Origin of the sequence: Flavobacterium covae (genome assembly GCF_001534645.1) — a bacterium.
Taxonomy (GTDB): Bacteria; Bacteroidota; Bacteroidia; order Flavobacteriales; family Flavobacteriaceae; genus Flavobacterium; species Flavobacterium covae.
Genome location: NZ_CP013992.1, coordinates 261,426 through 286,430 on the forward strand (window position 1 = coordinate 261,426; position 25,005 = coordinate 286,430).

25 protein-coding genes are annotated in these 25,005 nt (G+C 29.6%); 21 read left to right on the plus strand and 4 right to left on the minus strand.

The window, feature by feature from the left end:
- Nucleotides 1-45 precede the first annotated feature (45 nt).
- Nucleotides 46-639: a lipoprotein signal peptidase gene (locus AWN65_RS01110; protein WP_060381479.1), complete on the plus strand. Its 594-nt coding sequence runs from the start codon at nucleotides 46-48 to the stop codon at nucleotides 637-639.
- A gap of 565 nt (nucleotides 640-1,204) precedes the next feature.
- On the opposite strand, the gene rnhA is transcribed toward AWN65_RS01110, so the two are convergent.
- Both rnhA and purN read right to left on the minus strand, forming a co-directional pair.
- Nucleotides 1,205-1,678: a ribonuclease HI gene (gene rnhA / locus AWN65_RS01115; RefSeq protein ID WP_060381480.1), complete on the minus strand. Its 474-nt coding sequence runs from the start codon at nucleotides 1,676-1,678 to the stop codon at nucleotides 1,205-1,207.
- A gap of 18 nt (nucleotides 1,679-1,696) precedes the next feature.
- Complete coding sequence (gene purN, locus AWN65_RS01120) at nucleotides 1,697-2,260, minus strand: phosphoribosylglycinamide formyltransferase (RefSeq protein WP_060381481.1); 564 nt, start codon at nucleotides 2,258-2,260, stop codon at nucleotides 1,697-1,699.
- A gap of 218 nt (nucleotides 2,261-2,478) precedes the next feature.
- Between purN and AWN65_RS01125 the strand changes: the two genes are divergently transcribed.
- The 3 genes from AWN65_RS01125 (at nucleotide 2,479) to rnc (ending at nucleotide 4,919) form a co-directional block, all read left to right on the plus strand.
- The gene (locus tag AWN65_RS01125) at nucleotides 2,479-2,715 is read left to right on the plus strand and encodes an acyl carrier protein (RefSeq protein WP_014166687.1); all 237 of its coding nucleotides are present in this window, start codon (nucleotides 2,479-2,481) and stop codon (nucleotides 2,713-2,715) included.
- A gap of 197 nt (nucleotides 2,716-2,912) precedes the next feature.
- Nucleotides 2,913-4,163, plus strand: coding sequence for a beta-ketoacyl-ACP synthase II (gene fabF / locus AWN65_RS01130; protein ID WP_060381482.1), 1,251 nt, complete (start codon nucleotides 2,913-2,915; stop codon nucleotides 4,161-4,163).
- A 9-nt stretch (nucleotides 4,164-4,172) separates the two neighbouring features.
- Entirely contained in the window at nucleotides 4,173-4,919 is a 747-nt protein-coding gene (gene rnc, locus AWN65_RS01135) for a ribonuclease III (RefSeq protein ID WP_060381483.1), read from the plus strand.
- Between the two features lie 20 nt (nucleotides 4,920-4,939).
- Here rnc and AWN65_RS01140 read toward each other — a convergent pair whose 3' ends face one another.
- Nucleotides 4,940-6,076, minus strand: a complete 1,137-nt coding sequence (locus AWN65_RS01140; RefSeq protein ID WP_060381484.1) for an ATP-binding protein — start codon at nucleotides 6,074-6,076, stop codon at nucleotides 4,940-4,942.
- Between the two features lie 174 nt (nucleotides 6,077-6,250).
- On the opposite strand from AWN65_RS01140, the gene AWN65_RS01145 reads away from it, so the two are divergent.
- The 8 genes from AWN65_RS01145 to AWN65_RS01180 all read left to right on the plus strand — a co-directional run bounded on the left by AWN65_RS01145 (nucleotide 6,251) and on the right by AWN65_RS01180 (nucleotide 15,416).
- Nucleotides 6,251-7,255, plus strand: coding sequence for an AAA family ATPase (locus AWN65_RS01145; protein WP_060381485.1), 1,005 nt, complete (start codon nucleotides 6,251-6,253; stop codon nucleotides 7,253-7,255).
- A gap of 70 nt (nucleotides 7,256-7,325) precedes the next feature.
- Entirely contained in the window at nucleotides 7,326-8,192 is an 867-nt protein-coding gene (locus tag AWN65_RS01150) for a DUF58 domain-containing protein (protein WP_060381486.1), read from the plus strand.
- A 131-nt stretch (nucleotides 8,193-8,323) separates the two neighbouring features.
- Complete coding sequence (locus AWN65_RS01155) at nucleotides 8,324-9,910, plus strand: BatD family protein (protein ID WP_060381487.1); 1,587 nt, start codon at nucleotides 8,324-8,326, stop codon at nucleotides 9,908-9,910.
- Nucleotides 9,911-10,912 carry a vWA domain-containing protein gene (locus AWN65_RS01160; protein WP_060381488.1) on the plus strand — a complete coding sequence of 334 codons (1,002 nt, stop codon included), beginning with the start codon at nucleotides 9,911-9,913 and terminating at the stop codon, nucleotides 10,910-10,912.
- Nucleotides 10,913-10,947: 35 nt separating this feature from the next.
- Nucleotides 10,948-11,991: a vWA domain-containing protein gene (locus AWN65_RS01165; protein ID WP_060381489.1), complete on the plus strand. Its 1,044-nt coding sequence runs from the start codon at nucleotides 10,948-10,950 to the stop codon at nucleotides 11,989-11,991.
- Between the two features lie 34 nt (nucleotides 11,992-12,025).
- Complete coding sequence (locus tag AWN65_RS01170; protein WP_060383790.1) at nucleotides 12,026-12,769, plus strand: tetratricopeptide repeat protein; 744 nt, start codon at nucleotides 12,026-12,028, stop codon at nucleotides 12,767-12,769.
- A 17-nt stretch (nucleotides 12,770-12,786) separates the two neighbouring features.
- Complete coding sequence (locus AWN65_RS01175; RefSeq protein ID WP_060381490.1) at nucleotides 12,787-14,583, plus strand: BatD family protein; 1,797 nt, start codon at nucleotides 12,787-12,789, stop codon at nucleotides 14,581-14,583.
- Between the two features lie 86 nt (nucleotides 14,584-14,669).
- On the plus strand, nucleotides 14,670-15,416 hold the full coding sequence (locus AWN65_RS01180) for a tetratricopeptide repeat protein (protein WP_060381491.1): 747 nt from the start codon (nucleotides 14,670-14,672) through the stop codon (nucleotides 15,414-15,416).
- A gap of 254 nt (nucleotides 15,417-15,670) precedes the next feature.
- On the opposite strand, the gene AWN65_RS01185 is transcribed toward AWN65_RS01180, so the two are convergent.
- The gene (locus tag AWN65_RS01185; RefSeq protein ID WP_060381492.1) at nucleotides 15,671-17,008 is read right to left on the minus strand and encodes a serine hydrolase domain-containing protein; all 1,338 of its coding nucleotides are present in this window, start codon (nucleotides 17,006-17,008) and stop codon (nucleotides 15,671-15,673) included.
- Between the two features lie 564 nt (nucleotides 17,009-17,572).
- Between AWN65_RS01185 and AWN65_RS01190 the strand changes: the two genes are divergently transcribed.
- From AWN65_RS01190 to AWN65_RS01230, 9 genes are all read left to right on the plus strand, one after another.
- A complete protein-coding gene (locus AWN65_RS01190; RefSeq protein WP_060381493.1) occupies nucleotides 17,573-18,787 on the plus strand; it encodes an aminotransferase class V-fold PLP-dependent enzyme in 1,215 nt (404 codons plus the stop codon).
- 12 nt (nucleotides 18,788-18,799) lie between these two features.
- On the plus strand, nucleotides 18,800-19,324 hold the full coding sequence (locus tag AWN65_RS01195; protein ID WP_060381494.1) for a hypothetical protein: 525 nt from the start codon (nucleotides 18,800-18,802) through the stop codon (nucleotides 19,322-19,324).
- A gap of 25 nt (nucleotides 19,325-19,349) precedes the next feature.
- Nucleotides 19,350-19,769, plus strand: coding sequence for a SufE family protein (locus tag AWN65_RS01200; protein ID WP_060381495.1), 420 nt, complete (start codon nucleotides 19,350-19,352; stop codon nucleotides 19,767-19,769).
- A 179-nt stretch (nucleotides 19,770-19,948) separates the two neighbouring features.
- Nucleotides 19,949-20,272 carry an SUF system Fe-S cluster assembly protein gene (locus AWN65_RS01205; protein ID WP_014166706.1) on the plus strand — a complete coding sequence of 108 codons (324 nt, stop codon included), beginning with the start codon at nucleotides 19,949-19,951 and terminating at the stop codon, nucleotides 20,270-20,272.
- Between the two features lie 70 nt (nucleotides 20,273-20,342).
- Complete coding sequence (locus AWN65_RS01210; RefSeq protein ID WP_060381496.1) at nucleotides 20,343-20,849, plus strand: DUF2480 family protein; 507 nt, start codon at nucleotides 20,343-20,345, stop codon at nucleotides 20,847-20,849.
- Nucleotides 20,850-20,860: 11 nt separating this feature from the next.
- Nucleotides 20,861-21,751: a DUF3078 domain-containing protein gene (locus tag AWN65_RS01215; protein WP_060381497.1), complete on the plus strand. Its 891-nt coding sequence runs from the start codon at nucleotides 20,861-20,863 to the stop codon at nucleotides 21,749-21,751.
- Nucleotides 21,752-22,154: 403 nt separating this feature from the next.
- Nucleotides 22,155-22,772, plus strand: a complete 618-nt coding sequence (bioD, locus tag AWN65_RS01220; RefSeq protein ID WP_060381498.1) for a dethiobiotin synthase — start codon at nucleotides 22,155-22,157, stop codon at nucleotides 22,770-22,772.
- Nucleotides 22,773-22,828: 56 nt separating this feature from the next.
- Nucleotides 22,829-24,100 (plus strand): adenosylmethionine--8-amino-7-oxononanoate transaminase, encoded by a 1,272-nt coding sequence (gene bioA / locus AWN65_RS01225; protein WP_060381499.1) that lies wholly within the window; start codon nucleotides 22,829-22,831, stop codon nucleotides 24,098-24,100.
- Nucleotides 24,101-24,519: 419 nt separating this feature from the next.
- Nucleotides 24,520-25,005 (plus strand): IPExxxVDY family protein, encoded by a 486-nt coding sequence (locus AWN65_RS01230; RefSeq protein WP_060381500.1) that lies wholly within the window; start codon nucleotides 24,520-24,522, stop codon nucleotides 25,003-25,005.

The following is a 25,005-nucleotide window of genomic DNA, read 5'->3' on the forward strand; positions in this document are numbered from 1 at the left end:
ATTATATTACAATATTCCTTATTTTTGCTCATCAAAAATTTAAAAATGAATCTAAAAAAAGCCTATTTAATAGTTTTCCTAGTTTTATTAATAGATCAAATATCAAAAATATATGTAAAAACAAACTTCATGTTGCATGAAGAAGTTGTTATAGCTAAATGGTTTAAATTCCTTTTTGTAGAAAATGAAGGAATGGCGTGGGGGGTTGAGCTACCTGGTATCTATGGTAAATTAATTCTTACAACTTTTAGGATTTTTGCAGTATTTGGAATTGGTTATTGGTTGTGGCAGTCTGTAAAAGAAAAAGCGTCTAGTTTATTAATTGTAGCCATTTCGCTAATTTTAGCAGGTGCTTTTGGTAATATATTAGACTCTGTTTTTTATGGTGTTATTTTTGATCATAGTGAAGGACAATTGGCAACAACTTTTTCAGATAAGCCTTATGGAACTTGGTTGTATGGGAAAGTTGTTGATATGTTTTATTTTCCTATTTGGCAAGGTGAATTACCATCATGGTTGCCTGTTTTTGGAGGTAAGTACTTCACCTTTTTCAATGCGATCTTTAATGTAGCAGATATTGCGATCTCTACTGGAGTAGGTATATTGATTGTTTTTAACAAAAAAGTATTTGGAAAATAATAATATCTTAAAAATTTTATTACTGGCTCCTTATGGGGCTTTTTTTATATAAGCATATTGGCTACCAGTTGAAAACTTTATAAAAAAGTTGAACGGACTATTTCTCATTCCGGATTAGAAATTAAAGAATAATATTAAGTTTTAGCATCAACTCAAATCTCGTGGTAAAAATTTGCTACGGATAAAAATAACTTTAGATCGTAAAAAAACAGTCATTTTTCCTCAAAGCAATAAAAACTATGTCTGTGAAACAAAAATTCCGTATATCTTGATCTTCTTTGTTTTTTGAAAAATATTTAATAAATTCTTTTAAAACCCATAGAAATATAGATTATCTCTATAAATCACAGAGATAATCTATATTGAATTTTTATCAATATTATATCTCGTTATTGCTTAAATAAATTGATTTAATAATGTGTTAAAAAAAAATAATTTAATTAAGTGAGACTAAAATTAATTTAAATAAAATAGACTAGTGCTTTCTTTTTTATTGTTTTATAATCAATTTGCTTGATATGAATGCTTTCGGACTTTTGATTAGTAATTTATGAGTTTATTAAAATTATTTATCGTTTTCTTCTTCATAAAAAAGATCGACTGAAAGTGCTTTTAGTTGTGATGCCATAACAGCTAATTGATCACAACGCTCGTTTTGTGGGTGATTATTATGTCCTTTAACCCATTGAAAATCTACCTGATGCTGACGGTAGATTTTTAAAAAACGTTGCCACAAATCTGGGTTTTTCTTTCCTTTAAAACCTGTTTTTTCCCAACCAATTACCCATTTTTTTTCTACTGCATCTACCACATATTTAGAATCCGAAATTATTAAAACTTTCATGTTAGGCTGTTTTAATTTTTCAAGTCCTACGATAGCTGCCAATAACTCCATTCGGTTATTAGTGGTTAGGCGAAACCCTTCAAAAAATTCTTTCTTATAGAGTGTTCCTACAAGTTCCATAACTACCCCGTACCCTCCAGGACCAGGGTTTCCTTTTGCAGCTCCATCAGTATAAATATGAACTTGGTATGGCATTTGTATGTGTTTTATGAGTTAAAAATTTAAAAGTTTTTCTATTTCAACGGAGAAATAAGTATGCTCTAATAAATGAACCGCCATGGCTATTTTTTCTGCGTTTTCGTAATTTTCTATATTTGTAGAATATTGTGCAATAATAGCTCCTTCATCATAATGTTCATTTACATAATGAATTGTAATACCCGTTTCTTTTTCTTTATTTTTTAAAACAGCTTCGTGCACGTTCATTCCGTACATTCCTTTGCCTCCATACTTAGGTAAAAGAGCAGGATGTATATTAATAACTTGATTTGGGTAAGCATTGATAATGTTCTCGGGAAATTTTAATAAAAAGCCAGCTAATACAATTAAATCAGGCTTTAATTCTTTTAATTCTTTTAGAACAAATCCTGTGTTTAGCTCTTCTTTGGTAAAAATAGAAGTTGGGATTTTATGATTTTTAGCTCGGTCTAAGACTTTGGCTTTTGGATTGTTTGAATAAACTTGTACCACATTTATTTTAGAACTATTTTTAAAATACAAGATGATTTTTTCAGCATTAGATCCTGAGCCAGAAGCAAATATTGCAATTTTTTTCATGATTTTGTAAGTGTTGTTATCGTAGTAAAAATATGCTTTCAGAAAAATAAAAGCATTTAAAAATGCAAAAAAAAGAATAATTCATGAGAAATAATGAAAAACAATCTTCTTTGTAAAATTAATTTTATAATTTCGTGACTAGATTTATGAAACAAAAAAGGAGGAATTAAATTATTTTTTTATTTTTGCCAACTAATTAAAATTTAAAATTAAAGATTATGTCAGACATTGCATCAAGAGTAAAAGCGATTATCGTGGACAAGTTAGGTGTTGACGAGAACGAAGTAGTTTCTGAAGCAAGCTTCACTAACGATTTAGGAGCTGATTCATTAGACACTGTTGAGCTAATCATGGAATTCGAAAAAGAATTTGATATTCAAATTCCAGATGACCAAGCTGAAAACATTGCTACTGTAGGTCAAGCTATCTCTTACATCGAAGAAGCTAAAAAATAATAAATAATGGCATCTGTAAGTAAAAAAGCTTACAGATGTTCTTATTTTTTACTGTCTTTATCAAAATCTTTTTTAGATTTGTACAAACATTGATTGTATTACAATCATATAGCATATTCTGTAATACCCATTGTTTCTTTTAGTTATTATTAAAAGTGCTTTGGGGTTTTTTATATTAAAACAAAACCAGCTAAACTATGCAATTAAAGCGAGTAGTAGTAACCGGATTAGGAGCTTTAACTCCTATTGGAAATAACCTTCAAGAATACTGGGAAGGTCTAATTAATGGAAGAAGCGGTGCGGCTCCCATTACTTATTATGACACAGAAAAACACAAAACAAAATTTGCTTGTGAAGTAAAAAACTTTAAAGTAGAGGAGTTTATTGATAGAAAAGAAGCTAGAAGAATGGATAAATTTGCTCAATATGCCATTGTAGCAAGTGATGAAGCCATTAAAGACTCTGGTTTAGAATTAGATAAAATTAATAAATATCGTGTTGGAGTTATTTGGGGAGCGGGAATTGGAGGACTAGAAACTTTTCAAGAAGAAGTACTTAGTTATGCCAAAGGAGACGGTACGCCGCGTTTTAATCCTTTCTTTATCCCTAAAATGATTGCTGATATTGCTCCAGGACATATCTCTATGCGTAATGGATTTATGGGGCCTAACTATACCACAGTTTCTGCTTGCGCCTCTTCAGCTAACGCTTTAGTTGATGCTTTCAATTACATTCGTTTAGGTATGTGTGATGTAATCGTTTCAGGAGGATCTGAAGCAGCTGTTACTATTGCAGGTATGGGAGGTTTCAATTCAATGCAGGCATTATCAACAAGAAATGAAAGTCCTGAGACAGCTTCTAGACCTTTTGATGCTACTCGTGACGGATTTGTGTTAGGAGAAGGAGCAGGAGCATTGGTATTAGAAGAATATGAACATGCAAAGGCGCGTGGTGCAAAAATTTACTGTGAAGTAGGAGGATGCGGAATGTCTTCGGATGCGTATCACTTAACAGCTCCTCATCCAGAAGGAATTGGCGTTATAGCGGTAATGAATAATACATTACAAGATGCAGGTTTAAGACCAGAAGATGTAGATCATATTAATACGCATGGTACTTCTACTCCTCTTGGAGATGTAGCTGAATTAAAAGCAATCAGTTCTGTTTTTGGGCAATACGCTAAAAACATTAATATTAATTCAACTAAATCTATGACAGGGCACTTATTAGGTGCTGCAGGAGCTATTGAAGCGATAGCTTCTATTTTAGCAATTAAAAATGGTATTATTCCTCCTACAATTAACCATACAGTAGTAGATGAAAATATTGATCCAAACCTAAACCTTACTTTAAATAAAGCTCAAAAACGGGATATAAAAGTGGCTATGAGTAATACTTTTGGTTTTGGAGGTCATAATGCGTGTGTTTTATTTAAAAAAGTAGAGTAATTCTATCTTATGAGAATTATTAATAGAATATTTAAAAAAAACCGTTTTCAGAATCCTGAAGACGGGATTTTTTTTAAAAAAATGACTTATATTTTAGGTTTTAAACCTGATAATATAGAACATTATCGTCGTGCTTTTACTCATAGATCTATGAATAAAACAGATGAAAAGGGATACCCAATAAATTATGAACGACTTGAATTTTTAGGAGATGCTATGTTGGGTTCTGTAATAGCAGCTCATCTATTTAGTAAAGTTCCTAATGGTGACGAGGGATACTTAACTAAAATGCGTTCTAAAATTGTTTCGCGAGATCATTTGAATGAATTAGGAAAAGATTTTAAACTAATTGATTTTGTTGAAACCAAAGTTTCAGCACAGCATTTTGGAGAAAATGTACACGGAAATATTTTTGAAGCTTTTATTGGGGCAATATATCTGGACAAAGGATTTGAATGTTGTGAAGAATTCATCCAAAAAAAAATTATAAAACCTTATGTAGATATTGATCGATTAGAAGGAAAAGTAATAAGTTACAAAAGCCTTTTCATTGAGTGGTGTCAAAAAGAGAAAAAAACATTTCATTATGAAACGTATGATGATAATGCTGCTGGAAATGTAAAATATTTTGCGGTAAAATTACACTTAAACGGAGAAGTCATAACCAAGGCTCGCGCTACTTCTAAAAAGAAAGCAGAAGAAATAGCTTCTAAAAGGGCTTATTTTGTTTTTCAATCACAAATTAATCATAAGTAGATCTTTTTACTTTGAGAATATTATTGATTGTATTTCATTTTTCGTAATACTCTTAAAGCCTCTTTAAAAGTAATATAGACTTTCTGGTAATGTTTTAAAAAAGGTTTAGATGCAATGAGTTTTTGTTTAGCATCTTCAAACCCATTTAAATAACAAAGCATTAGAGTGTGGGGTAGATTTTCAAGATCTTTTAAATCTTTATTCGTAAGAGGTATTTCTTTACTTAGTTTTTCTAGTAATAATAGATTTGTTTTATAAACATGATGTAATAGTTTTTTGTTGAATTGAGGAGGCTCAAATACAACCTCGTTCTCTATTTTGTAATACCCATTATCAAAAAAAGAAATATTAACCTTTTCAAGAGGGTAATAGCTCGTTTTATCGTTAATGCCCAATTGTATAAATTCAGTAATCATAAAATTGTTTTCTGAATATTCAATTGTAACTTCATCTAATGCAGAATAAAAAAGTTTAATCTGTTCATTAATTAACTCAATATCTACTCTAGAAAAATAAGTTTTGTCTTTCCATTCTTTTTTGTTGCCTGCCCAACACACAATAAAAAGTTCTTTAAAAACTTTATATTGTGTTTCCATATCTTTATGCCTAACATTTATGAAATCTAAAACAGACTCTAGAGTGTGTTCAACACTATTTCTAGAATTATTTTCAATACTAATAACCGTTTGTGTATTTTGTTTGCTATAGGGGATTTTGTCATGTGTAGGAACTGTATTACTTCCAATTCTTTTAAATGTACTTCCCAGCTCTATAGTGTTTATACTTTTTTTAAAATAAGATACCTTATGATTTGGCTTAATGGTAACTAATCCTACTACTTTTTCTTTTGGTAAATTGGGGAAAGGAATGTTTTCATATTGTATTTTCGGTGGATTTTGAAGAAACGCATTTACTAAATTCTGGATTCGACTGTCATCAAAAAAATCATCTCCTACAATTTCATTACTTTCATCTTCAACTCCTATAACAAGATAAGAATTATTGTTAGGATTAGAATTAGATAGGGCACAAATGTGTTTTAGAAATTTAGCTTTCCCTTCTTGATTGTGAAGGTTAAGTTGTCTTTTTTTATCGTAAAAGCTGTTCTCATCATTATGAGCTAACAAGTTTTTTATAAGAAGTCGTTTATTAATCATTTCTTTAAATTCCCAAAAGTTACTTAAAAATAATAAAAAGCTTTCATAAAATGAGTCTTAATAAGGGATAAAAGAAAATATTTAACTGATTGTTAACACCCTAAAATCAATTAAATTTTCAATTTGCATCATATTGAATAAGATATTAATTTCACGACTTTAAAAAAACAATCGATGGAAGAGAATACGACCACTTTAGATATTAGAGTAATTAATGAAAAAATAGAAAGAGAAAGCGCTTTTATTGATCTATTAACGATGGAGATGAATAAAGTTATTGTTGGGCAAAAACACATGGTAGAGCGTTTGTTGATAGGTCTTTTAGGACAAGGACATATTTTACTAGAAGGAGTTCCAGGATTAGCAAAAACTTTAGCAATAAACACATTATCACAAGCTGTTTATGGTAGTTTTAGTCGCATTCAATTTACGCCTGATTTGTTACCAGCAGATGTGGTAGGAACTATGATATACAATATTAAGGATGATGCTTTTTCTATTAAAAAAGGTCCCGTTTTTGCTAACTTCGTTTTAGCAGATGAGATTAACCGAGCTCCTGCAAAGGTTCAATCAGCTTTGTTAGAGGCAATGCAAGAAAAGCAAGTAACAATTGGCGATAGTACCTTTAAATTAGATAAACCCTTTTTAGTATTAGCTACACAAAACCCAGTAGAGCAAGAAGGAACATATCCGTTGCCAGAAGCACAGGTAGATCGTTTTATGTTAAAAACAGTAATAGACTACCCTAAAATGGAAGAAGAAAGAATGGTTATTCGTCAAAACTTAAATGGAGGTTTTGATAAAGTAAAACCAGTGGTTTCTATAGAACAGATACTTCGTGCTCAAGAAGCCGTTCGAGAAGTATATATGGACGAAAAAATCGAGAAATACATTTTAGATATTATTTTTGCAACACGCTATCCTGAAAAATATAAACTAGAATCATTAAAACCTTTAATTAGTTTTGGGGCTTCACCACGCGGTAGTATTAATTTAGCTGTGGCAGCTAAATGTTATGCTTTTATCAAACGCAGAGGATATGTTATTCCAGAAGACGTTCGAGCTGTTGTACATGACGTATTACGTCATCGTATAGGTATTACTTATGAAGCAGAAGCCGAAAATGTAACTTCTGTAGATATTATTAATAAAATTGTAAATGAGATAGAAGTACCATAGAAAGTAAAAAGTATATGTAATTCCACAACAAATGGTTATTACTTATTGTTTATTGCCTATTACTTAAAAAATGGAAACAAAAGACTTACTTAAAAAAGTTCGAAAAATAGAAATTAAGACCCGAAGACTCAGTGATCATATCTTCTCGGGAGAGTACCATACTTCCTTTAAAGGAAGAGGAATGACCTTTTCTGAGGTACGCCAATATCAGTATGGAGATGATGTACGTGCAATTGATTGGAATGTAACTGCTCGATACAAAGAACCTTATGTGAAAGTTTTTGAAGAAGAGCGAGAATTAACCATGATGTTAGTAGTGGATATTTCAGGATCAGAAAGTTTTGGAACAAAAAAACAGCTAAAAAGTGAAATTGTAACCGAAATAGCGGCAACTTTAGCTTTTTCTGCAACCCAAAATAATGATAAAATAGGATTAATCCTATTTTCTGATCAGATAGAACTCTATATTCCACCTAAAAAAGGAAAGTCACATGTATTACGCATTATTCGTGAATTAATTGAATTTGAACCCAAAAGTAAACAAACTAATATTGGAAATGCTCTAGAATTTCTTTCCGCAACCCAAAAGAAAAAAGCGATTGTATTCATGATTTCAGATTTTATAACAGATGATAATTATGAGAAAATATTAAAGATTGCCAGTAAAAAACATGATATAACAGGTGTAAGAGTATTTGATATTCGAGAGGAGAAAATGCCAGATATAGGTTTAGTAGCTATGCAAGATGCAGAAACAGGACAAACACAATGGGTTAATACAAGCTCTCAAAATGTTCGTCTACAATATGAAAAATATTATCAAGAAAAAATAAATTATTTCAAAGACATTTTTTCAAAATGTGGAGCAGGAACAATACATACAAGAGTAGACGAAAGTTATGTGACAAAATTGTTAGGTTATTTTAGGTCAAGATAAAGATTTAAGAATGAAAAAAGATAAATTAAAAAGCATATTAATAAATTTCATATTTGACAAAATGTCGTTTAGCAAAAAACAATAAAGTAAATATGAAAAACAATATCCTTTAAATCAAAAAACGTTAATCAATGAAAGATAAACTATATATATTATTACTTTTTTCATCATTTTGTTTTGCACAAAAATTAGAAACTTCTATTGATAAAAAACAAAACAAAATAGGAGCACAATTTACTCTAAGTTTAAAAGTTAACGCAAATAGAAAAAACAATGTAACTTTTTCAGATGATAAGAAATTTGGCTCTTTTGAAGTAGTAGAATCTTACCCTGTAGATACAATACAAGAAGAATCAAAGTTTGAATTAATTAAAAAATACGGTCTAGTTCAATTTGATTCAGGTAAATTTGTAATACCTAAAATACCTGTTTTAATTAATAATAAACCTTATTTTTCAGATAGTATTAAAGTAGAAGTATTTAATGTTAAAGTAGATACTTTAAAACAAAAAATGTATGATATAAAACCTATTATCCAGGCAGAAAGACCAGTAGGAGATGGGTGGAAATACCTATTAATACTGATAACCTTCGTAGGTTTAATGTTTTTAGGATACAAACTATATAAGAAATACAAAAAAACAATAGAAAAAGAACCCGTATACAGTACACCCATAGAAAAAGCAACAGGACTATTACAGCTATTAGAAAAGAAAGAACTTTTAGTAAAAGGAGAGATTAAAGCCTATTATTCAGAATTAACAGATATTGCTCGAGAATACATAGAAGAAGCCATTGAAATTCCAGCTAAAGAAAGTACCACTTCCGAACTTATTTTAGGTTTAAGACAGGCAGCTCAAAAAAGAAAATTAAAACTTTCTAGAGAAACAGTTGAAAGCTTAGAAAAAGTTTTAAAACAAGCCGATTTAGTAAAGTTTGCGCAGTCTAAACCTTTAGATTTTGAAATTGCAGATGATAGAAAAAAGGTAGAATTAAGTATTATTAATATTCATAAATCTATCCCAATAGTAATAGATGATACAAGTGTAAAATGGCAAAAAGAACAAGAAGAAAATCGCAAAAAACAACTGCGTAAAAAGAAAATGACCGCTATTGCAGGTATTATAAGTTTCTTAATACTATCTGTATTCATATTTATTGGAATAACAAAAGGAATAGACTTTATTAAAAACGGTTTTACAGGACCATCAACAAAAGAATTAGTTAATACAAATTGGATAAAATCAGAATACGGAAATCCAGCAATCACGATAGAAACACCTGAAGTTCTAAAACGTACAGATGTATCTAAAGCCCTTCCTAACGATATAGCAGGAATTGTAAAGAATACACAAATGTTTGAATATGGGAGTTTAATTCAAGGTTTTTATATAGCTATTTCATCAACTGAATTTAAACAAAAGAATAATGTAGATTTGAGTCAAGCCTTGACAGGAATGATTCAAACGTTGCAAAATCAAGATTGCGAAGATGTCGTAGTAAAACAAGAAGATTTTAAAACCAAAGAAGGATTACAAGGCCTAAAAGGATATGGTAGCCTGATGAAAAATGGAGAAAAAATGATATATCAAATACTTCTATTTAGCCAAGAAGGAGGTTTGCAACAAATAATGATTGCTTTTAAAGAAGGAGATGAAAATGCTCAAAAAATAGCAAATCGTATGTTACAATCTGTTGAACTTAAAAAAGCACCCTAAATGAAGAACGTAACATTTTTAAATCCTGATTTTTTTTGGTTGTTCCTAATATTACCCTTATTGATAGTATGGTACTTTCTTACAAATAAAAAAGAAAAACCAACACTTAAGATAAGTTCATTAAAAAGTTTTCAAAAAACAAAATCAATTTTACCTAGTTTAAAACCCTTGCTTTTTGTTATGAGACTATTGGCCTTAAGTGCTTTAATTATAGCTATGGCAAGACCTAGGACAGTAGATGTAAGCAATAAAACAAATAGTACTTTTGGTATAGATATTGTCATTGCTTCTGATGTTTCGGGAAGTATGTTAGCAAAAGATCTAAAACCTAACAGAATGGAAGCTCTAAAACAAGTAGCATCTAATTTTGTTAAAGAACGTTTAAACGATCGAATAGGAGTAGTCGTATACGCAGCCGAAGCTTATACAAAAACACCTGTAACAAGTGATAAAGCAGTTGTCTTACAAGCTATCGAAGACATTAAATATGACAATGTTTTACAGGACGGGACAGGTATAGGAATGGGATTGGCAACAGCTGTTAATAGGCTGAAAGACAGCAAAGCCAAAAGTAAAGTAATTATCCTAATGACAGATGGCGTAAATAATGCAGGTTTTTTAGATCCTCAAACTTCAGCCGAAATTGCAGCTGATTTAGGAATTAAAGTTTATACAATAGGAATTGGAACTAACGGGAATGCTTTATTCCCGTATGCGTATGCTCCTAATGGTGGATTTTTATTTAAAATGATGCCCGTTCAAATAGATGAAAAACTAATGAAAGGAATTGCTCAAAAAACAGGAGGAAAATATTTTAGAGCAACAAATAATTCAAGTTTAGAAAATATTTATAACGAAATAAACAAGTTAGAAAAAACAAAAGTAGATGAGTTAAAGTTTGTTAATTATGATGAAAAATACCGTCCTTGGGTTTGGTTAGCAGGCTTGTTGTTATTAATTGAATTAATATTAAGAAAAACAATTTTTAAAAGTTTTTTATAATAAAAAATAATATTGAAAATTGCAATTGAAAAAAAATGTACGAATTAGACGAATCAAAATATCTGTATTTATTTTTCTTGTTGCCTTTCTTGGTAGGGCTTTTTCTTTGGAATCAATTTTGGAAAAGAAAAAAACAGCAAGAGTTTGGCGATTTAGAACTACTTAAAAAATTAAGCCCTGAAAAATCAACGTTTAAACCAATATTAAAATTTGGGTTACTATTCTTTGCATTAATCATGTTAATTTTAGGCTTAGTGAATCCTAAAATAGGAACTAAAGTAGAAAAAGTAAAACGTGAAGGAATTGATATTGTTTTTGCAATAGATATTTCTAAAAGTATGCTTTGTGAAGATATTGCACCTAGTCGATTGGAGAAAAGTAAACAATTAGTTTCCCAAATTATCAATGGTCTAGGAAATGACCGTATCGGAATTATTGCTTATTCAGGAAGTGCCTTTCCTGTGTTGCCTATTACAACAGATTACAACGCAGCTAAAATGTTCTTACAAGGAATGAATCCTGGAATGATTTCATCACAAGGAAGTAATTTAGACGAAGCAATTCGATTAACAGAAAAATACTTTGAAGGAAGTGGAAATACCAGTAAACTTCTAGTAATGGTAACCGATGGAGAAGATCATTCCGAAAAGGCCCAAGAGGCAGCAACACAAGCTCGAAAAAGAGGAATAAAAATTATTACAATTGGCGTAGGAACCCCTAAAGGAGGACCTATTCCTATCAGAAATGGTCATTCGATAGAATACCATAAAAACAAGGAAACAGGAGAGACAGTTACCACTAAATTACGCGCAGAAGCATTAGAAGCCATTGCTAAAGCAGCTAATGGGGGATATATTAATGGAACAAATACCAAACAAGTAGTTGATTTTATGCGAAAATCACTCAATAACATTCAAAAAACACAATTTGAAGCTACTGAAATGGCTAACTTTCAATCACAATTTCAATGGTTTTTAGGAGCTGGATTTTTCCTATTACTACTAGATGTATTTCTTTTAGAAACAAAAACAAAATGGGTACAAAAACTAGATTTGTTTAATGAAAAAGATAAAAAATAAAAATCCCTTTCAAAAAAAGATTAGAGAGATATTCATGAAAAGAATTGTATTACATATCGTTTTATTCATTTCTGTTAGTATTTTTGCGCAACAGAAGAAAGATTTTGAATTGCCAGATGGCGTTTCGCAATTTGAAAAAAAACAATATGTTGAAGCCGAAGCAAATTTTAGAATTTCAAAAAGCAATCATCCTAAAAAAGGATTATCAGCATATAATTTAGGAAATGCAATTTATAAACAAAATCAAGCTTCTGAAGCTAAAGTAGCCTATGCTAGAGCAACAGAAACTGCAAAAACAAAAAATGAAAAACATTACGCTTATCATAATTTAGGAAATACCTATATGAAAGAAAAAACGTATGACAAAGCAGTTGAAGCCTATAAGAATGCATTACGTAATAATCCAGCAGATGAAGAATCACGCTATAATTATGCTTTAGCAAAAAAATTACTGAAGGAAAATCCACCTTCAAAAAATGATGATAAGAAAAAAGATAAAAAAGGAGATAGTCCTGATAAAAAACCTAATCAAGATAAAAATCAAGATAAGGACAAAAATCAAAATGATAAAAATAAAGACAAACAGGATAAACCTAATAATAAAGATCAAAACAAAGATCAAAACCAAAATAATCCGCAACCTAAACCCAATAATGTTCCAAAAGATAGGATGCAAAATTTGTTAGATGCGGTAAATAATGAGGAGAAAAAAATTCAAGATCGAGTAAATGCTCGAAAAGTAAAAGGAGCTCCAAAACAAGAAGGAAAAGATTGGTAGAAAAGAAAACAAGAAGAATGAAAAAACTATTTTTTATACTTATTTTATTTTGTGTAAAAATTACTGCCCAAGTTCAGTTTGTAACAAGTGTCAGCAAAAACAATTTGGGTATAAACGAACGTTTACGAATTGATTTTACAATGAATGATGATGGAGATAACTTTGATCCTCCAGCATTTGATGGTTTCCGAATTATAGGAGGTCCCAATCAATCCGTTAGTTATTCGTGGATTAACGGAAGAAAATCCTATGAAAAAACGTATTCCTATTTTCTTCAACCTACAAAAAAGGGAACTTTCCTTATAAAAGGAGCTTCTGTTGAAATAAATGGACAAATATATAAATCTAATTCTGTTAAAGTTATTATAGGTAATGCAGTCCAAGAAGAACGAGATCCTTACGATCCTTACGGAGGAAATAGCCCTTATTATCAACAACAACGCCAACAAACACCTCCTTCATCCGCTATGGGTAAAGAAGGAGTGCATTTAGTAGCCGAAATTTCTAACAATAATCCGTATCTCAATGAACCTATTACGGTAGTTTATAAAATTTATGTAAGTCACCGTTCAGGAGTTGGAGGTTGGCAGGAAACACAAAATCCTAAATACAATAATTTTTGGAGTCAAAATATAGACATCAAACAATTAAAAGTAGAAGAAGGAAAATTTAAAGGCGAAATGTATCGTTATGCTGTATTGCGTAAAACGGTTCTTTACCCTCAAAAATCAGGTAAATTAATAATAGAACCCTTAACTTTAGACGTAGAAGTAGAGGTCCCATCAGGAGAGGTTGATTTTTTTGGTCGTCCAGTTATGACTATGGGACATAAAAAAGTTTCAGCAGGAGCAAAAACAATTATAGTTAAACCTCTTCCTGAAGCAGGAAAATCAACTGATTTTACAGGAGCAGTAGGGGATTTTGAATTTAAAGTAATTCCTTCTAAAACCAGCGTAAAAGCAGGTGAATCAATTGATCTAAAAATAATCGTTTCAGGAAAAGGAAATTTAAAACTATTTACATTACCTAAACCTATAGTACCCTCTTCATTAGAAATGTATGATCCACAACACCAAGAAAGTGTACAAACATCACTTTCAGGTATGACTGGAAACATTCAAGATACTTATACCATTATTCCACAAAGTGAGGGGAAATATTTAATAAAACCGATGACTTTTACGTATTTTGATTTGAATACAAAACATTATAAATCAATTACTTCAAAAGAAATTACACTATTTGTAGAAAAAGGAAATGTTTTAGTAAACAATACAGTTAGTACAAATAAATCTAAAGTAACGGCAACTTCTACTTTTGGATTTATAAAAACAAAGACTAATTTAGAACCAAAAACGTCTTCGGATTTCTTAGGATCAAGTTTATTTTATAGCTTATTATTTGCGCCTTTTTTAGCTATTCCACTTATCATAATTTTACGTCGTAAAAGAAAAGAACGTAATGCGGACATTTTAGGGAATAAGATTAAATTATCAAATAAGTTAGCTAAAAGATATTTGTCTGAAGCCCAAAAACAATTAGGAAATAAAGAACCTTTTTATATTGCTTTAGAACGTGCGTTGCATAATTTCTTAAAAGCCAAACTACATATTGAAACATCAGACATGAGTAAAGATAAAATTTGCGAATTATTAATTCAGAAGAAAGCAAACAAAGATACTGTGAATCAGTTTATAGGATTAATAGAAAGTTGTGAATTTGCTCGATATGCACCTTCAACAAATACAAGTATTCAAAATGATTACAATCTCGCAATAAGTATTGTTTCTGATTTAGAAAAGCAGATAGTTTAAATACAAAAAGAATAAAAAGAAATTAAAAAATAAACACTGTAATTACACCTTATTTAGTGTCTTTTGTGTTTTAGTGATTGAATAAAATGAAAAAAATATTCTACATATTATTATTCCTTTCTCAATTTATTTGGGCAAATGATTTATTTGAAAAAGGTAATGATTGCTATCAAAAAGGAAAATACCAAGAAGCAATCCAATCCTATGAAAGTATTTTAGCTCAAGGAAAAGAATCAGCAGAAATATATTTCAATCTAGGGAATTGCTATTACAAATTAAATAGAGTAGCACCAGCTGTTTTTAATTTTGAAAAAGCTTTGTTATTGAACCCTAATGATATAGAAATACAAAATAACTTAGCATTTGCTAAAAAAATGGTAATTGATGATATTCAAGAAGTACCACAGGTTGGCTTTTCAAAAATCATAATAGATTTAACCTCCGTTTTTCATTATGATACTTGGGCTTGGGTATCTATTGTTGTAGCTTTCTGTATGCTAATTTGTTTTATAATCTATTATTATTCCTATGAAACCATTTTAAAAAGAATTTTCTTCGCCGGAATTTTATGTAGCCTATGTTTAGTTTTGTTAAGTCTTTTTGCTGGTTTTTATGAACAAAGTCGTTTAGAAAAAGAAAAACCAGCGATCGTTTTTGTTGATGTAGTCAATGTAAAAAGTGAACCTAATGCAGTTGCGGCTAATGCTTTTGTCCTACATGCAGGAACAAAAGTAAATATTATAGATCATTTAGATAATTATTACAAAATTCAAATAGCTGATTTAAAAGAGGGATGGTTAAATAAAAGTGCCATAAGAAAAATTAAAAAATAAATTCACTTTCTGTTTCATTCAATTAAAAGAAAAAATGCTGTAGAAGATGTTTTATACCATTTAAACTTTGAAATTCCCTTATAATACTATTTTTTCAACCTTGAGACTGCCCAAAAAGTTCGTAATCTTTCATTTCGATCAAAGGGAGAAATTACATAATATTGATTATGAGACTCCTCCTTACCGGAGAGACAAACTGCATGTATGTTGATTTATTACTTTTTGGACAGCCTCTTCAAAAAAAGTCTTTATAATCACTTTATACTTGCTAAAACCTCTTTTACTAAAGCATTTAGATCAATATGACCATGACCCAGACGTACAATTACCATATCATGAGAAGGTATAATGAATACCCGTTGTCCTTGGAATCCATCTGCATAATAAATGTTTTTAGGACAGTCAGGTAGAACACCACTAGCATTTAGCCAAAATTGAGCACCGTATTCATTATTAGAAGTAGGAGTAGGAGTAGCAACATAACTAGACCAGCTAGGTTCAAATAATTGTTCACCATTCCAATTCCCTTTATGTAAGTATAACAAACCAAACTTAGACCAATCACGCGCGTTGGCCCAAGCATAAGAAGATCCTATATAATGACCCGATAAATCTGTTTCAACAATCATTGAGTGCATACCAATTTTATCAATTAAAGCACCATACCAAAAATCTAAATACTCTTGATGTGTTTTAAATTGACTGCGAATAATTCCAGAAAGTAAATTAGTTGTACCAGAAGAGTAGTTCCAACTAGCATTAGGTTTGCCTACCAAAGGTTTTTTAATTTGAGATTTTGTCATATCACTTTCTTGAAACAGCATTTTCGTAGCATCTGATAGTTTATCATAATTTTCATCCCATTCTAAACCTGAGTTCATTTGTAATAAGTTATGGATGGTAATGTTTTTGCGCGCATCATTCTTCCATTCAGCAACAGGAGCAGGTTGATTAATATTTAATTTACCTTGTTTTTGAAGAATACCAAACAGTGTTCCTGTAATACTTTTAGTCATAGACCAACCTAGTAATCTTGAATCTTTTGTGAAATTAGGAGCGTATTTTTCAGAAATAATTTGATCCTTATAAACTACAAGTACCGCGCGAGTACATCTTTTTCCTTTTTTATTAGGTTCAAAAGCTTGAGAAACCGCTTTATCTAATCGGTTGTAGTCAATATTTGTAAAAACAGATTTTAAAGGTTCTCCATCTCCATAAGGAAAAGGAATATTTTTATTAATTGTAAAAATTCTTTTAGGAACCAAATAAGGCATATTTGGATCATAGTCGTCATTTACTAATACAGTACCTAAACCTTCTCTATATACAGCTTTTCGTTTTTTTAATCCGTATACAGAAGCCTCGGCAAACTTAAACTTATCATTAATTTCATTTTTTGCTAAATCAATCAAATTAATATCATTATCTGTTTTTTCAATAAGAGAAAGAGGACGATTATCTAAAAAATGACCAGAGGCAACACTTTTTGCAGAAAAACCAGAAATCAAGTCTAATTTTGGATAGTTTTGAAATAATAAGATACCTATAACACCTATAAAAGATAAGCTGATAATCCCAAATATTTTCTTCATAGTATATAAATTTTAAGTTAAAGAGGATGCAAAAAAATATCTTACCTCTTCCTAATAAGTGTATTTTTTATGATAGGTTATTTATGAAAAAAAATACTTACTGCAAGATAAAGTTTTTTATAATTTTAAAAAAATATATCTACTTCTTCTTCATATTAAGGATAAAGAATATCCTTTACAACCAAGTAGTATTTTTATATTGAATTTGTTTCAACAAAGATTGTTTTTAACTAAAAAAGAATTTTGTCTTTTCTTTTATAAAATTCATCTTTAGTATTCACCCTTATTAAAACGTAATAAATAGAATAAAGCTTTAAAAAATATTTTTTATTCGTCAGATACCTTCATTTCGTGATATTTAAAGAAAATAAAAAGTAAAAAATATAACACTTTAAATACTAGAAAAATATGCTTTAAGATGCCAGTTATTATAGTTTAAAAGCATATTATTGAATTTGTATAGAAACACTTTAATAGAAGATCAAATAAAGAAAGTTTTTGAAAACTTTGATAAAATATCCTAACTAATTAACTAATTTTGCTTTTAGATTTTTTTTGAATAATATGTTTGATATCCAAAAAGTTAGAGAAGATTTTCCTATTTTAAAACAAAAAGTAAATGGAAAGCCCTTAATATATTTTGATAACGGAGCAACTGCTCAAAAGCCCAAAGTAGTTATAGATGCTATTTCAAAGTACTATAACGAAATTAATGCTAATATTCATCGTGGGGTACATACGTTGAGTCAGTTAGCAACTGATGCCTATGAAGAATCTCGAAACAAAATCCAATCACATCTTAATGCAAAACATAATTATGAAGTTATTTTTACATCAGGAACCACACAAGGAATTAATTTAGTAGCCAATGGTTTTACAACGTTATTAAATGAAAAAGATGAGGTAATGGTGTCTGCATTAGAGCATCATAGCAATATAGTGCCTTGGCAAATGTTGTGTGAGCGTACAGGAGCAAAATTAGTTGTGATTCCAATAAATGAAAAAGGAGAGTTAATTCTATCGGAATTTGATAAACTACTCTCTGAGAATACTAAAATAGTTTCAGTTAATCATATTTCAAATGCTTTAGGAACAATAAATCCTATTGAATATATTATTGAAAAAGCACATCAAGTAGGAGCCGCTGTTTTAATAGATGGAGCACAAGCAACTCCCCATTTAAAACCAGATGTACAAAACTTAAATTGTGATTTTTATGTTTTTTCTGGACATAAAATTTGTGGACCAACAGGAGTAGGTATCTTATACGGAAAAGAAGAGTGGCTAAATAAATTACCACCCTATATGGGGGGAGGCGAAATGATAAAAGAAGTAACGTTTGAAAAAACAACGTATGCTGAATTACCCCACAAATTTGAGGCAGGAACACCTAATATAGCAGATGGAATTGTTTTAGGTACTGCTATTGATTATCTAAACCAACTAGGTTTTGAAAATATTCAAAAACAAGAAAAACAACTTTTAGTGTATGCAACTGAAAAATTATTAGAGATAGAGGGACTGAAAATATTTGGAACTTCAGAAAATAAAACCTCCGTAATTTCTTTTAATATTAAAGGCATTCATCCATACGATATTGGCACAATTATAGATAAATTAGGTATAGCCGTTCGCACAGGCCATCACTGTACACAACCGATTATGAATTTTTTTCAAATCCCAGGTACTGTAAGAGCAAGTTTCTCCTTTTATAATACAAAAGAAGAAATAGATGTCTTTGTAGAAGCTGTAAAAAAAGCAAAAATGATGTTATCTTAAATAATTATACAGATGAAAAAAAATGCACTCACTCTATTTTCGGTTTTTGTTTTATTAGTTTCCTGTAAATGCAAACAAACAACCTTACCCCAGGCAGAATCAACTTTTGTGAAAAATGAAAAAAACAAAGAAAAAGAGTCAATAAAACCAGTTGAAGAGGGAAGAACGGATAAACAAGAAAAAGGAATGTTTGTAGAATATGTAGCAAATACAAGAGGTTATCATTTAAGAATTAAATTAACCCCAAACTCTTTAAGTTATACCGAAAATCGTGATGCAGATGATTTTAAATCAGTAGATCTAACAGCCCAACAAATAGATGAATTACAAACTTTGTTAAATCAAATTAATTTGAAAGCGTTAGACAAGCTGAAAGCACCTACTGAATTACGTTATCATGATGGAGCGGCACACGCAGATATGAAGATAAAAAAAGAAGATCAAGAATATCAATCAGCTGGCTTCGATCATGGACACCCACCTGTAGAAATTGAAAAATTTGTATCCAAATTAATTTCTTACATAAAACAAGAATAATTAACAGAAATAAATTCTATCAAGAATGACCATAGAAGAAATTCAAAATGAAATTGTAGATGAGTTTTCAATGTTTGATGATTGGATGCAACGCTATGAATACATAATCGAACTAGGAAAATCATTACCCCTAATTGAAGAACAATACAAAACAGAGGAAAATATCATCAAAGGATGTCAATCTAAAGTTTGGGTTTATGCTGAAGAAAAAGAAGGAAATATTGTTTTTACAGCTGATAGTGATGCTATTCTAACAAAAGGAATTATTGGAATATTAATAAGGACATTTTCTAATCAACCAGCACAAGCTATTCTAGATGCCAAAACAGATTTTATAGACGAAATAGGTTTAAAAGAACATTTATCACCTACAAGAGCTAACGGTTTAGTATCTATGATAAAACAAATAAAAATGTATGCTTTGGCTTTTTTAAGCAAAAAGTAATTTTTTAAAATATTATACTAGTAAATATAAGTTAAGAATGTAGAAAATAAAAAAAACAGCAAAATTTAACTTATAAAGTAAAAAGTAATAATATGTATAAAATCATAAAAAAATAAAGGCTAAAATTATAAGAAAAAGAGAATTTAAAAACTTAAACGACTTATAAGATCTAAAAAAATATGGAAGAATTTAATGATAATATAAATTTAGGAGAAGAAGTAGTAAAAGTATTAAAACGAATTTATGATCCTGAAATACCTGTAGATATTTACGAATTAGGCTTAATTTATGATGTTTTTGTAAATGAGGACATGGATGTGAAAATTTTAATGACATTAACCTCCCCCAATTGTCCTGTGGCAGAAACACTTCCTAATGAAGTAAAAGAAAAAATAGAAAAACTAGAAGCAGTTAAATCATGTGAAGTAGAAATTACTTTTGATCCACCTTGGAGCAAAGATTTAATGAGTGAAGAAGCAAAATTAGAATTAGGAATGCTTTAATGAAAAAACAAATTTTTCAGTTGCAGTATACAGTTTTGCAATGACTGAAAATTAGAGATTGCAACTAAATATGGAAGAAATTATAAATAAAGTAACGAATAGTTCTTTAGAAGTATTTGATCTAGAGGATTTTTATCCTAGTGGAATAAGAACGGCTGTTGATATTAAACAATGGCTCATAGATGGATTTTTGTTAAAAGAAAAAGATTTTAGACAAGCTTTGAAAAATCATGATTGGTCACAATATAAAGATCATTATTGCGCCATTTATTGTAGTTCAGATGCTATTTTGCCAACTTGGGCACCTATATTAATAGCTTCTTATTTAGACAAATACGCCAAAAAAACTATCCTCGGAAATAAAGAAGATATTGAGGTTAATGTATATATAGAAGAAATTCTACGAATAGATTTCAGTAAATACCTTGATAAACCAGTAATTTTGAAGGGTTGCTCAAAAAAACCAGTCCCGAAAGAAGCATACATCATGGCCATCACACAACTACAAAAAGTAGCAAAAAGTGTAATGTTTGGAGAAGCTTGTTCAGCGGTTCCGATTTTTAAGAGAACTAAATAAAAATTTACATCATGAAAAAATCACTTTTATGCTTGGCATTATTAATCTGCCAAACTTTGCTTAACGCACAAACAATTGAAGGAGAATTAATAAAAAGAACTTCTGAAACTGAAAAAAAAGCACAAGATACTACCAATGTAGGTTGGAAAAGAGGAGGTAATTTCAATTTTTTATTTAACCAATCAGCCTTTAATGATAAATGGAGAGCTGGAGGAACTTCTAATATAGCAGGAAATATAAATATCAATTATGATTTTAATTATAAATCAAAAGATCTAATTTGGGATAATAAAATCATAGCTGCTTATGGATTGACAAAACTTAAAGACGCTGATGTTCGCAAGTCAGACGACCGATTATTATACAATTCAGTACTAGGAAAAAGAGCAAAAGGATATTGGTTTTACTCAGCTTTCTTAGATTTTAAGACACAAATGGACTCTGGTTTTGATACAAATGGTAATAAAATATCGCACTTCTTCTCTCCAGCTTATTTACAGTTAGGTCCTGGTATGATGTGGAAAAAACATGAAAATTTTAAATTCAATATAGCTCCTGCAACAGCTCGTTTAGTAGTAGTTCATTCTCATTTTACTCAAAACGGAAGCTCTTTTGGAGTTGAACAAGGAAAATCCACTCGTTTTGAATTTGGTGCTGGTCTACAAGCATATTACAAATTTAAACTAATGGATAATGTTACCTGGGAAAATATTTTAAACCTGTATTCTAATTATTTAGATAAACCACAAAATGTAGATATTGATTATCAAGCAAATTTAGTAATGAAAATCAATAAATACATATCTACTAATTTAGCTTTTCAAGCAATTTATGATGATAATGCTGTGGGAGCCTTTCAAATTAGAGAAGTATTTGGTCTAGGTTTTAATTACGGATTTTAATTAAATATTAAATTAATTTTTTTTAAAATACACATATATTTCTATCTATAATTCAAGAAAAACATTACAAAAAGAATAATTTAGAACAGCTACCAAAAAAAACATAAGAATAACCAGACTGTCATTCTTGTCTTTTAAATAGTACACTAAATTTAAAACATTTACTTTTTGTAATGTTTTTTTAAATTATTTACCACTATTTTTTAAGAATAAATATTTAATAAAAAAATATTTGTCAAATCCTCCTTTTTAAAATAAGATAAACTATTTTTCGCTCCTTTCCTAAAAAAACATTTATAAAGAGAATTTCTAAAAATAGAAACAGATACAAATAAAGAATCAAAAGAAGAAACTAAAAAAGACCTGTTTTTCTTATTTTTGTAAGAAATTAGAATTTTATAAAATGAAAATTTTTGTTACAGGTATAGGAACAGACGTAGGTAAAACAATTGCATCAGCTATTATCACACAGGCTTTAGAAGCAGATTATTGGAAACCTATTCAAGCAGGAGATTTAGATAATTCAGATAGTCATAAAATAAAAAAAAGAGTAAAAAATACCAGACTTACCATTCACCCTAATGCTTACGCATTAAATACGCCTGCTAGTCCACATTTAGCTGCAACAATTGATAATCTTACCATAGATTTAAAAAAAATTATAGAACCTACAACAGACAATCATTTAGTAATTGAAGGAGCGGGAGGGATTTTAGTTCCACTAAATGAAACAGACTGCGTTGTAGACCTTATTCAACCTGATTATAAAGTAGTAATTGTTTCTAGACATTATTTAGGAAGCATTAATCATACTTTAATGACTTTAGAATTACTAAAAAATAGAAATATAAAAGTATCCGGAATTATCTTTTCAGGAGATGAAAATACATCAACAGAAAATATTATTCTTCATAAATCGGGTATAAAATATATAGGACGTATAGATAATGAACCCTATTTTGACGAAAACGTTATCTCATATTATGCTGAAAAATTTAGAGAAAAATTATTGGAACTTTAAAAGCTCTAAAAAAAATAATAAATCCTTAATTTCCTTTAGTTAAAAAAAACAGTTTTATGACTTTATCTGAAAAAGATCAATTATATAATTGGCATCCTTATACACAACATCAAACAATAGGTATACTACCTGCTATAGTAAAAGGAAAAGAAGCTTTGTTATGGGATGAAAAAAATAAAGAATATATAGATGCTATTGCTTCATGGTGGGTAAATCCTTTTGGACATTCAAATGAGTTTATCGCTAAAGCCATTTACGATCAATTAACTACTTTAGAACACGTTTTATTTGGTGGTTTTACACATAATAAAGCAGTACAATTAGCAGAAAAATTAATTGAAATACTACCAATAAATCAAAAAAAATTTTTTTATTCGGACAATGGGTCAACGGCAGTTGAGGTGGCAATAAAAGCTTCATTTCAATACTTTTTTAACAAAGGGATAAAAAAAGATACGATAATAGCCTTTGAAGAAGCTTTTCATGGCGATACCTTCGGCGCTATGGCTGTAAGTGGGATAGGTTTGTTTACAGAAGCTTTTCAAGACTCACTAATCAATGTTATCCGAATTCCCGTTCCAACAAAAGGAAACGAAGAAATTACAAAAAAAACACTTCAAAAAGCTTTAAAAGAAAATCAAGTAGCCGCATTTATTTTTGAACCGTTGGTTTTAGGAGCTGCGGGTATGATAATGTATGAAGCCTTTATTTTAGATGAATTAATTACAATTTGTAAATCCAATTCAGTTTTTACTATTGCTGATGAAGTGATGACAGGATTTGGAAAAACAGGACGCTTTTTTGCATGTAATTATCTCAAAGAAAATCCCGATATGATGTGTATGTCTAAAGCATTAACAGGAGGTACAATTCCTATGGCCATTACTTCCTTTACAGAATCTATTTTTAATGGTTTTAAAAATGAATCTATTAATCATGCGTTTTTTCATGGACATACTTTTACAGCTAATCCAACAGGTTGTGCAGCTGCTTTAGCCAGTATTGAACTATTACAAAGAGATGAAACACAAAAAAATATTGATAGAATTCATCAAAAACATTTAGCCTTTCAGATAAAAATGAATTTGAATCCAAAGGTTAAAACTACTCGCGTAATAGGAGTGATTTTTGCTTTGGAAATTATAACAGATGAAGAAATTTCATACTATGGAACCATTCGTAATAAGCTATATAACTTTTTTATAGAAAAAGGAATTATACTTCGTCCTGTAGGGAACACAGTCTATATATTACCCCCTTATATTATAACAGATCAGCAGTTAAAAAAAATATATGATACAATTGAAGAAGCACTCTTAATACTTTAATATCATTTGAATAAAAATAAATCGTTAAAAAACTTATAAACTTATCTTAAAAAGAATTGTAAGCCTATCTAGGTTTAAAAAATGTCGTAAATTTAGCAAGATTCATAAAGTCAAAAGAATTTTATTATAAAATTCTTTTTATAAATGTAGCTCTCTATATTCAGGACAAAAGAATACTTTTAAAAATTCAAAGTTATTTTTATCCGTAATAAATTTATGTTGTTAAAATAAAAAAAGTATATCATTAATTGAATTAACAATAAAAAGTAAATCAATAATAGATAAAATACGATCTGAGAAAAAAACAAGAAAGACAGTGTACTTTGTCGGTTTTTATTTGTCTTTTATCGATTATTTTTAAAGATAAATATTAATGATTTTTTAAAAAAGATTTACCTTTGTTTTTAATGTTGAATAGTATGACCAAACTTAAACATCAAATTCATCTTGGGGATTTTGATCAAGTAGATTATGACCTACTTGCTATTCATACTACTTTAGAAGATTATCGGTTAGCTTATAAGATTAATCAGAATTTAGAGATTTTGCTTTCCAAGAACGAGGATGAAATTCCAGTCGAAATTAACAAACAATTAGCTACTTTTTCTAGATTCACATACGAAGATGATGAAGCAATGATGACGTGGGATTTAATACAAAATAAACAAGAAATAGAATTTCCCCCTTCAGATATTGTAAATTCATTATTTCAAGAAAATAGTATTACAACTCAAGTAAATTTGGTAACAGATTTAAAAAAAGTTGATTTTGTATTAAAAATTGAACACGACGAACAGATAGAGTTAAAAGAAATAATTTATAAGTTGAATAAAATTGATTTGATTTCTGCAGTTTATGAAGTAAACCCAAATGAAATTAAATCTAAGAATAATTTGATATTTTAA

What these genes read in the sequence shown, in the direction of transcription:
- AWN65_RS01145 (WP_060381485.1), top strand. Translation starts at nt 6,251, where the DNA reads ATGGAAGAGAATACGACCACTTTAGATATTAGAGTAATTAATGAAAAA.
- AWN65_RS01110 (WP_060381479.1), top strand. Translation starts at nt 46, where the DNA reads ATGAATCTAAAAAAAGCCTATTTAATAGTTTTCCTAGTTTTATTAATA.
- AWN65_RS01165 (WP_060381489.1), top strand. Translation starts at nt 10,948, where the DNA reads ATGTACGAATTAGACGAATCAAAATATCTGTATTTATTTTTCTTGTTG.
- AWN65_RS01230 (WP_060381500.1), top strand. Translation starts at nt 24,520, where the DNA reads ATGACCAAACTTAAACATCAAATTCATCTTGGGGATTTTGATCAAGTA.
- AWN65_RS01125 (WP_014166687.1), top strand. Translation starts at nt 2,479, where the DNA reads ATGTCAGACATTGCATCAAGAGTAAAAGCGATTATCGTGGACAAGTTA.
- AWN65_RS01155 (WP_060381487.1), top strand. Translation starts at nt 8,324, where the DNA reads ATGAAAGATAAACTATATATATTATTACTTTTTTCATCATTTTGTTTT.
- AWN65_RS01190 (WP_060381493.1), top strand. Translation starts at nt 17,573, where the DNA reads ATGTTTGATATCCAAAAAGTTAGAGAAGATTTTCCTATTTTAAAACAA.
- fabF (WP_060381482.1), top strand. Translation starts at nt 2,913, where the DNA reads ATGCAATTAAAGCGAGTAGTAGTAACCGGATTAGGAGCTTTAACTCCT.
- AWN65_RS01180 (WP_060381491.1), top strand. Translation starts at nt 14,670, where the DNA reads ATGAAAAAAATATTCTACATATTATTATTCCTTTCTCAATTTATTTGG.
- AWN65_RS01150 (WP_060381486.1), top strand. Translation starts at nt 7,326, where the DNA reads ATGGAAACAAAAGACTTACTTAAAAAAGTTCGAAAAATAGAAATTAAG.
- AWN65_RS01205 (WP_014166706.1), top strand. Translation starts at nt 19,949, where the DNA reads ATGGAAGAATTTAATGATAATATAAATTTAGGAGAAGAAGTAGTAAAA.
- AWN65_RS01170 (WP_060383790.1), top strand. Translation starts at nt 12,026, where the DNA reads ATGAAAAGAATTGTATTACATATCGTTTTATTCATTTCTGTTAGTATT.
- AWN65_RS01215 (WP_060381497.1), top strand. Translation starts at nt 20,861, where the DNA reads ATGAAAAAATCACTTTTATGCTTGGCATTATTAATCTGCCAAACTTTG.
- purN (WP_060381481.1), bottom strand. Translation starts at nt 2,260, where the DNA reads ATGAAAAAAATTGCAATATTTGCTTCTGGCTCAGGATCTAATGCTGAA.
- bioA (WP_060381499.1), top strand. Translation starts at nt 22,829, where the DNA reads ATGACTTTATCTGAAAAAGATCAATTATATAATTGGCATCCTTATACA.
- AWN65_RS01175 (WP_060381490.1), top strand. Translation starts at nt 12,787, where the DNA reads ATGAAAAAACTATTTTTTATACTTATTTTATTTTGTGTAAAAATTACT.
- rnhA (WP_060381480.1), bottom strand. Translation starts at nt 1,678, where the DNA reads ATGCCATACCAAGTTCATATTTATACTGATGGAGCTGCAAAAGGAAAC.
- AWN65_RS01160 (WP_060381488.1), top strand. Translation starts at nt 9,911, where the DNA reads ATGAAGAACGTAACATTTTTAAATCCTGATTTTTTTTGGTTGTTCCTA.
- AWN65_RS01210 (WP_060381496.1), top strand. Translation starts at nt 20,343, where the DNA reads ATGGAAGAAATTATAAATAAAGTAACGAATAGTTCTTTAGAAGTATTT.
- bioD (WP_060381498.1), top strand. Translation starts at nt 22,155, where the DNA reads ATGAAAATTTTTGTTACAGGTATAGGAACAGACGTAGGTAAAACAATT.
- rnc (WP_060381483.1), top strand. Translation starts at nt 4,173, where the DNA reads ATGAGAATTATTAATAGAATATTTAAAAAAAACCGTTTTCAGAATCCT.
- AWN65_RS01185 (WP_060381492.1), bottom strand. Translation starts at nt 17,008, where the DNA reads ATGAAGAAAATATTTGGGATTATCAGCTTATCTTTTATAGGTGTTATA.
- AWN65_RS01195 (WP_060381494.1), top strand. Translation starts at nt 18,800, where the DNA reads ATGAAAAAAAATGCACTCACTCTATTTTCGGTTTTTGTTTTATTAGTT.
- AWN65_RS01200 (WP_060381495.1), top strand. Translation starts at nt 19,350, where the DNA reads ATGACCATAGAAGAAATTCAAAATGAAATTGTAGATGAGTTTTCAATG.
- AWN65_RS01140 (WP_060381484.1), bottom strand. Translation starts at nt 6,076, where the DNA reads ATGATTAATAAACGACTTCTTATAAAAAACTTGTTAGCTCATAATGAT.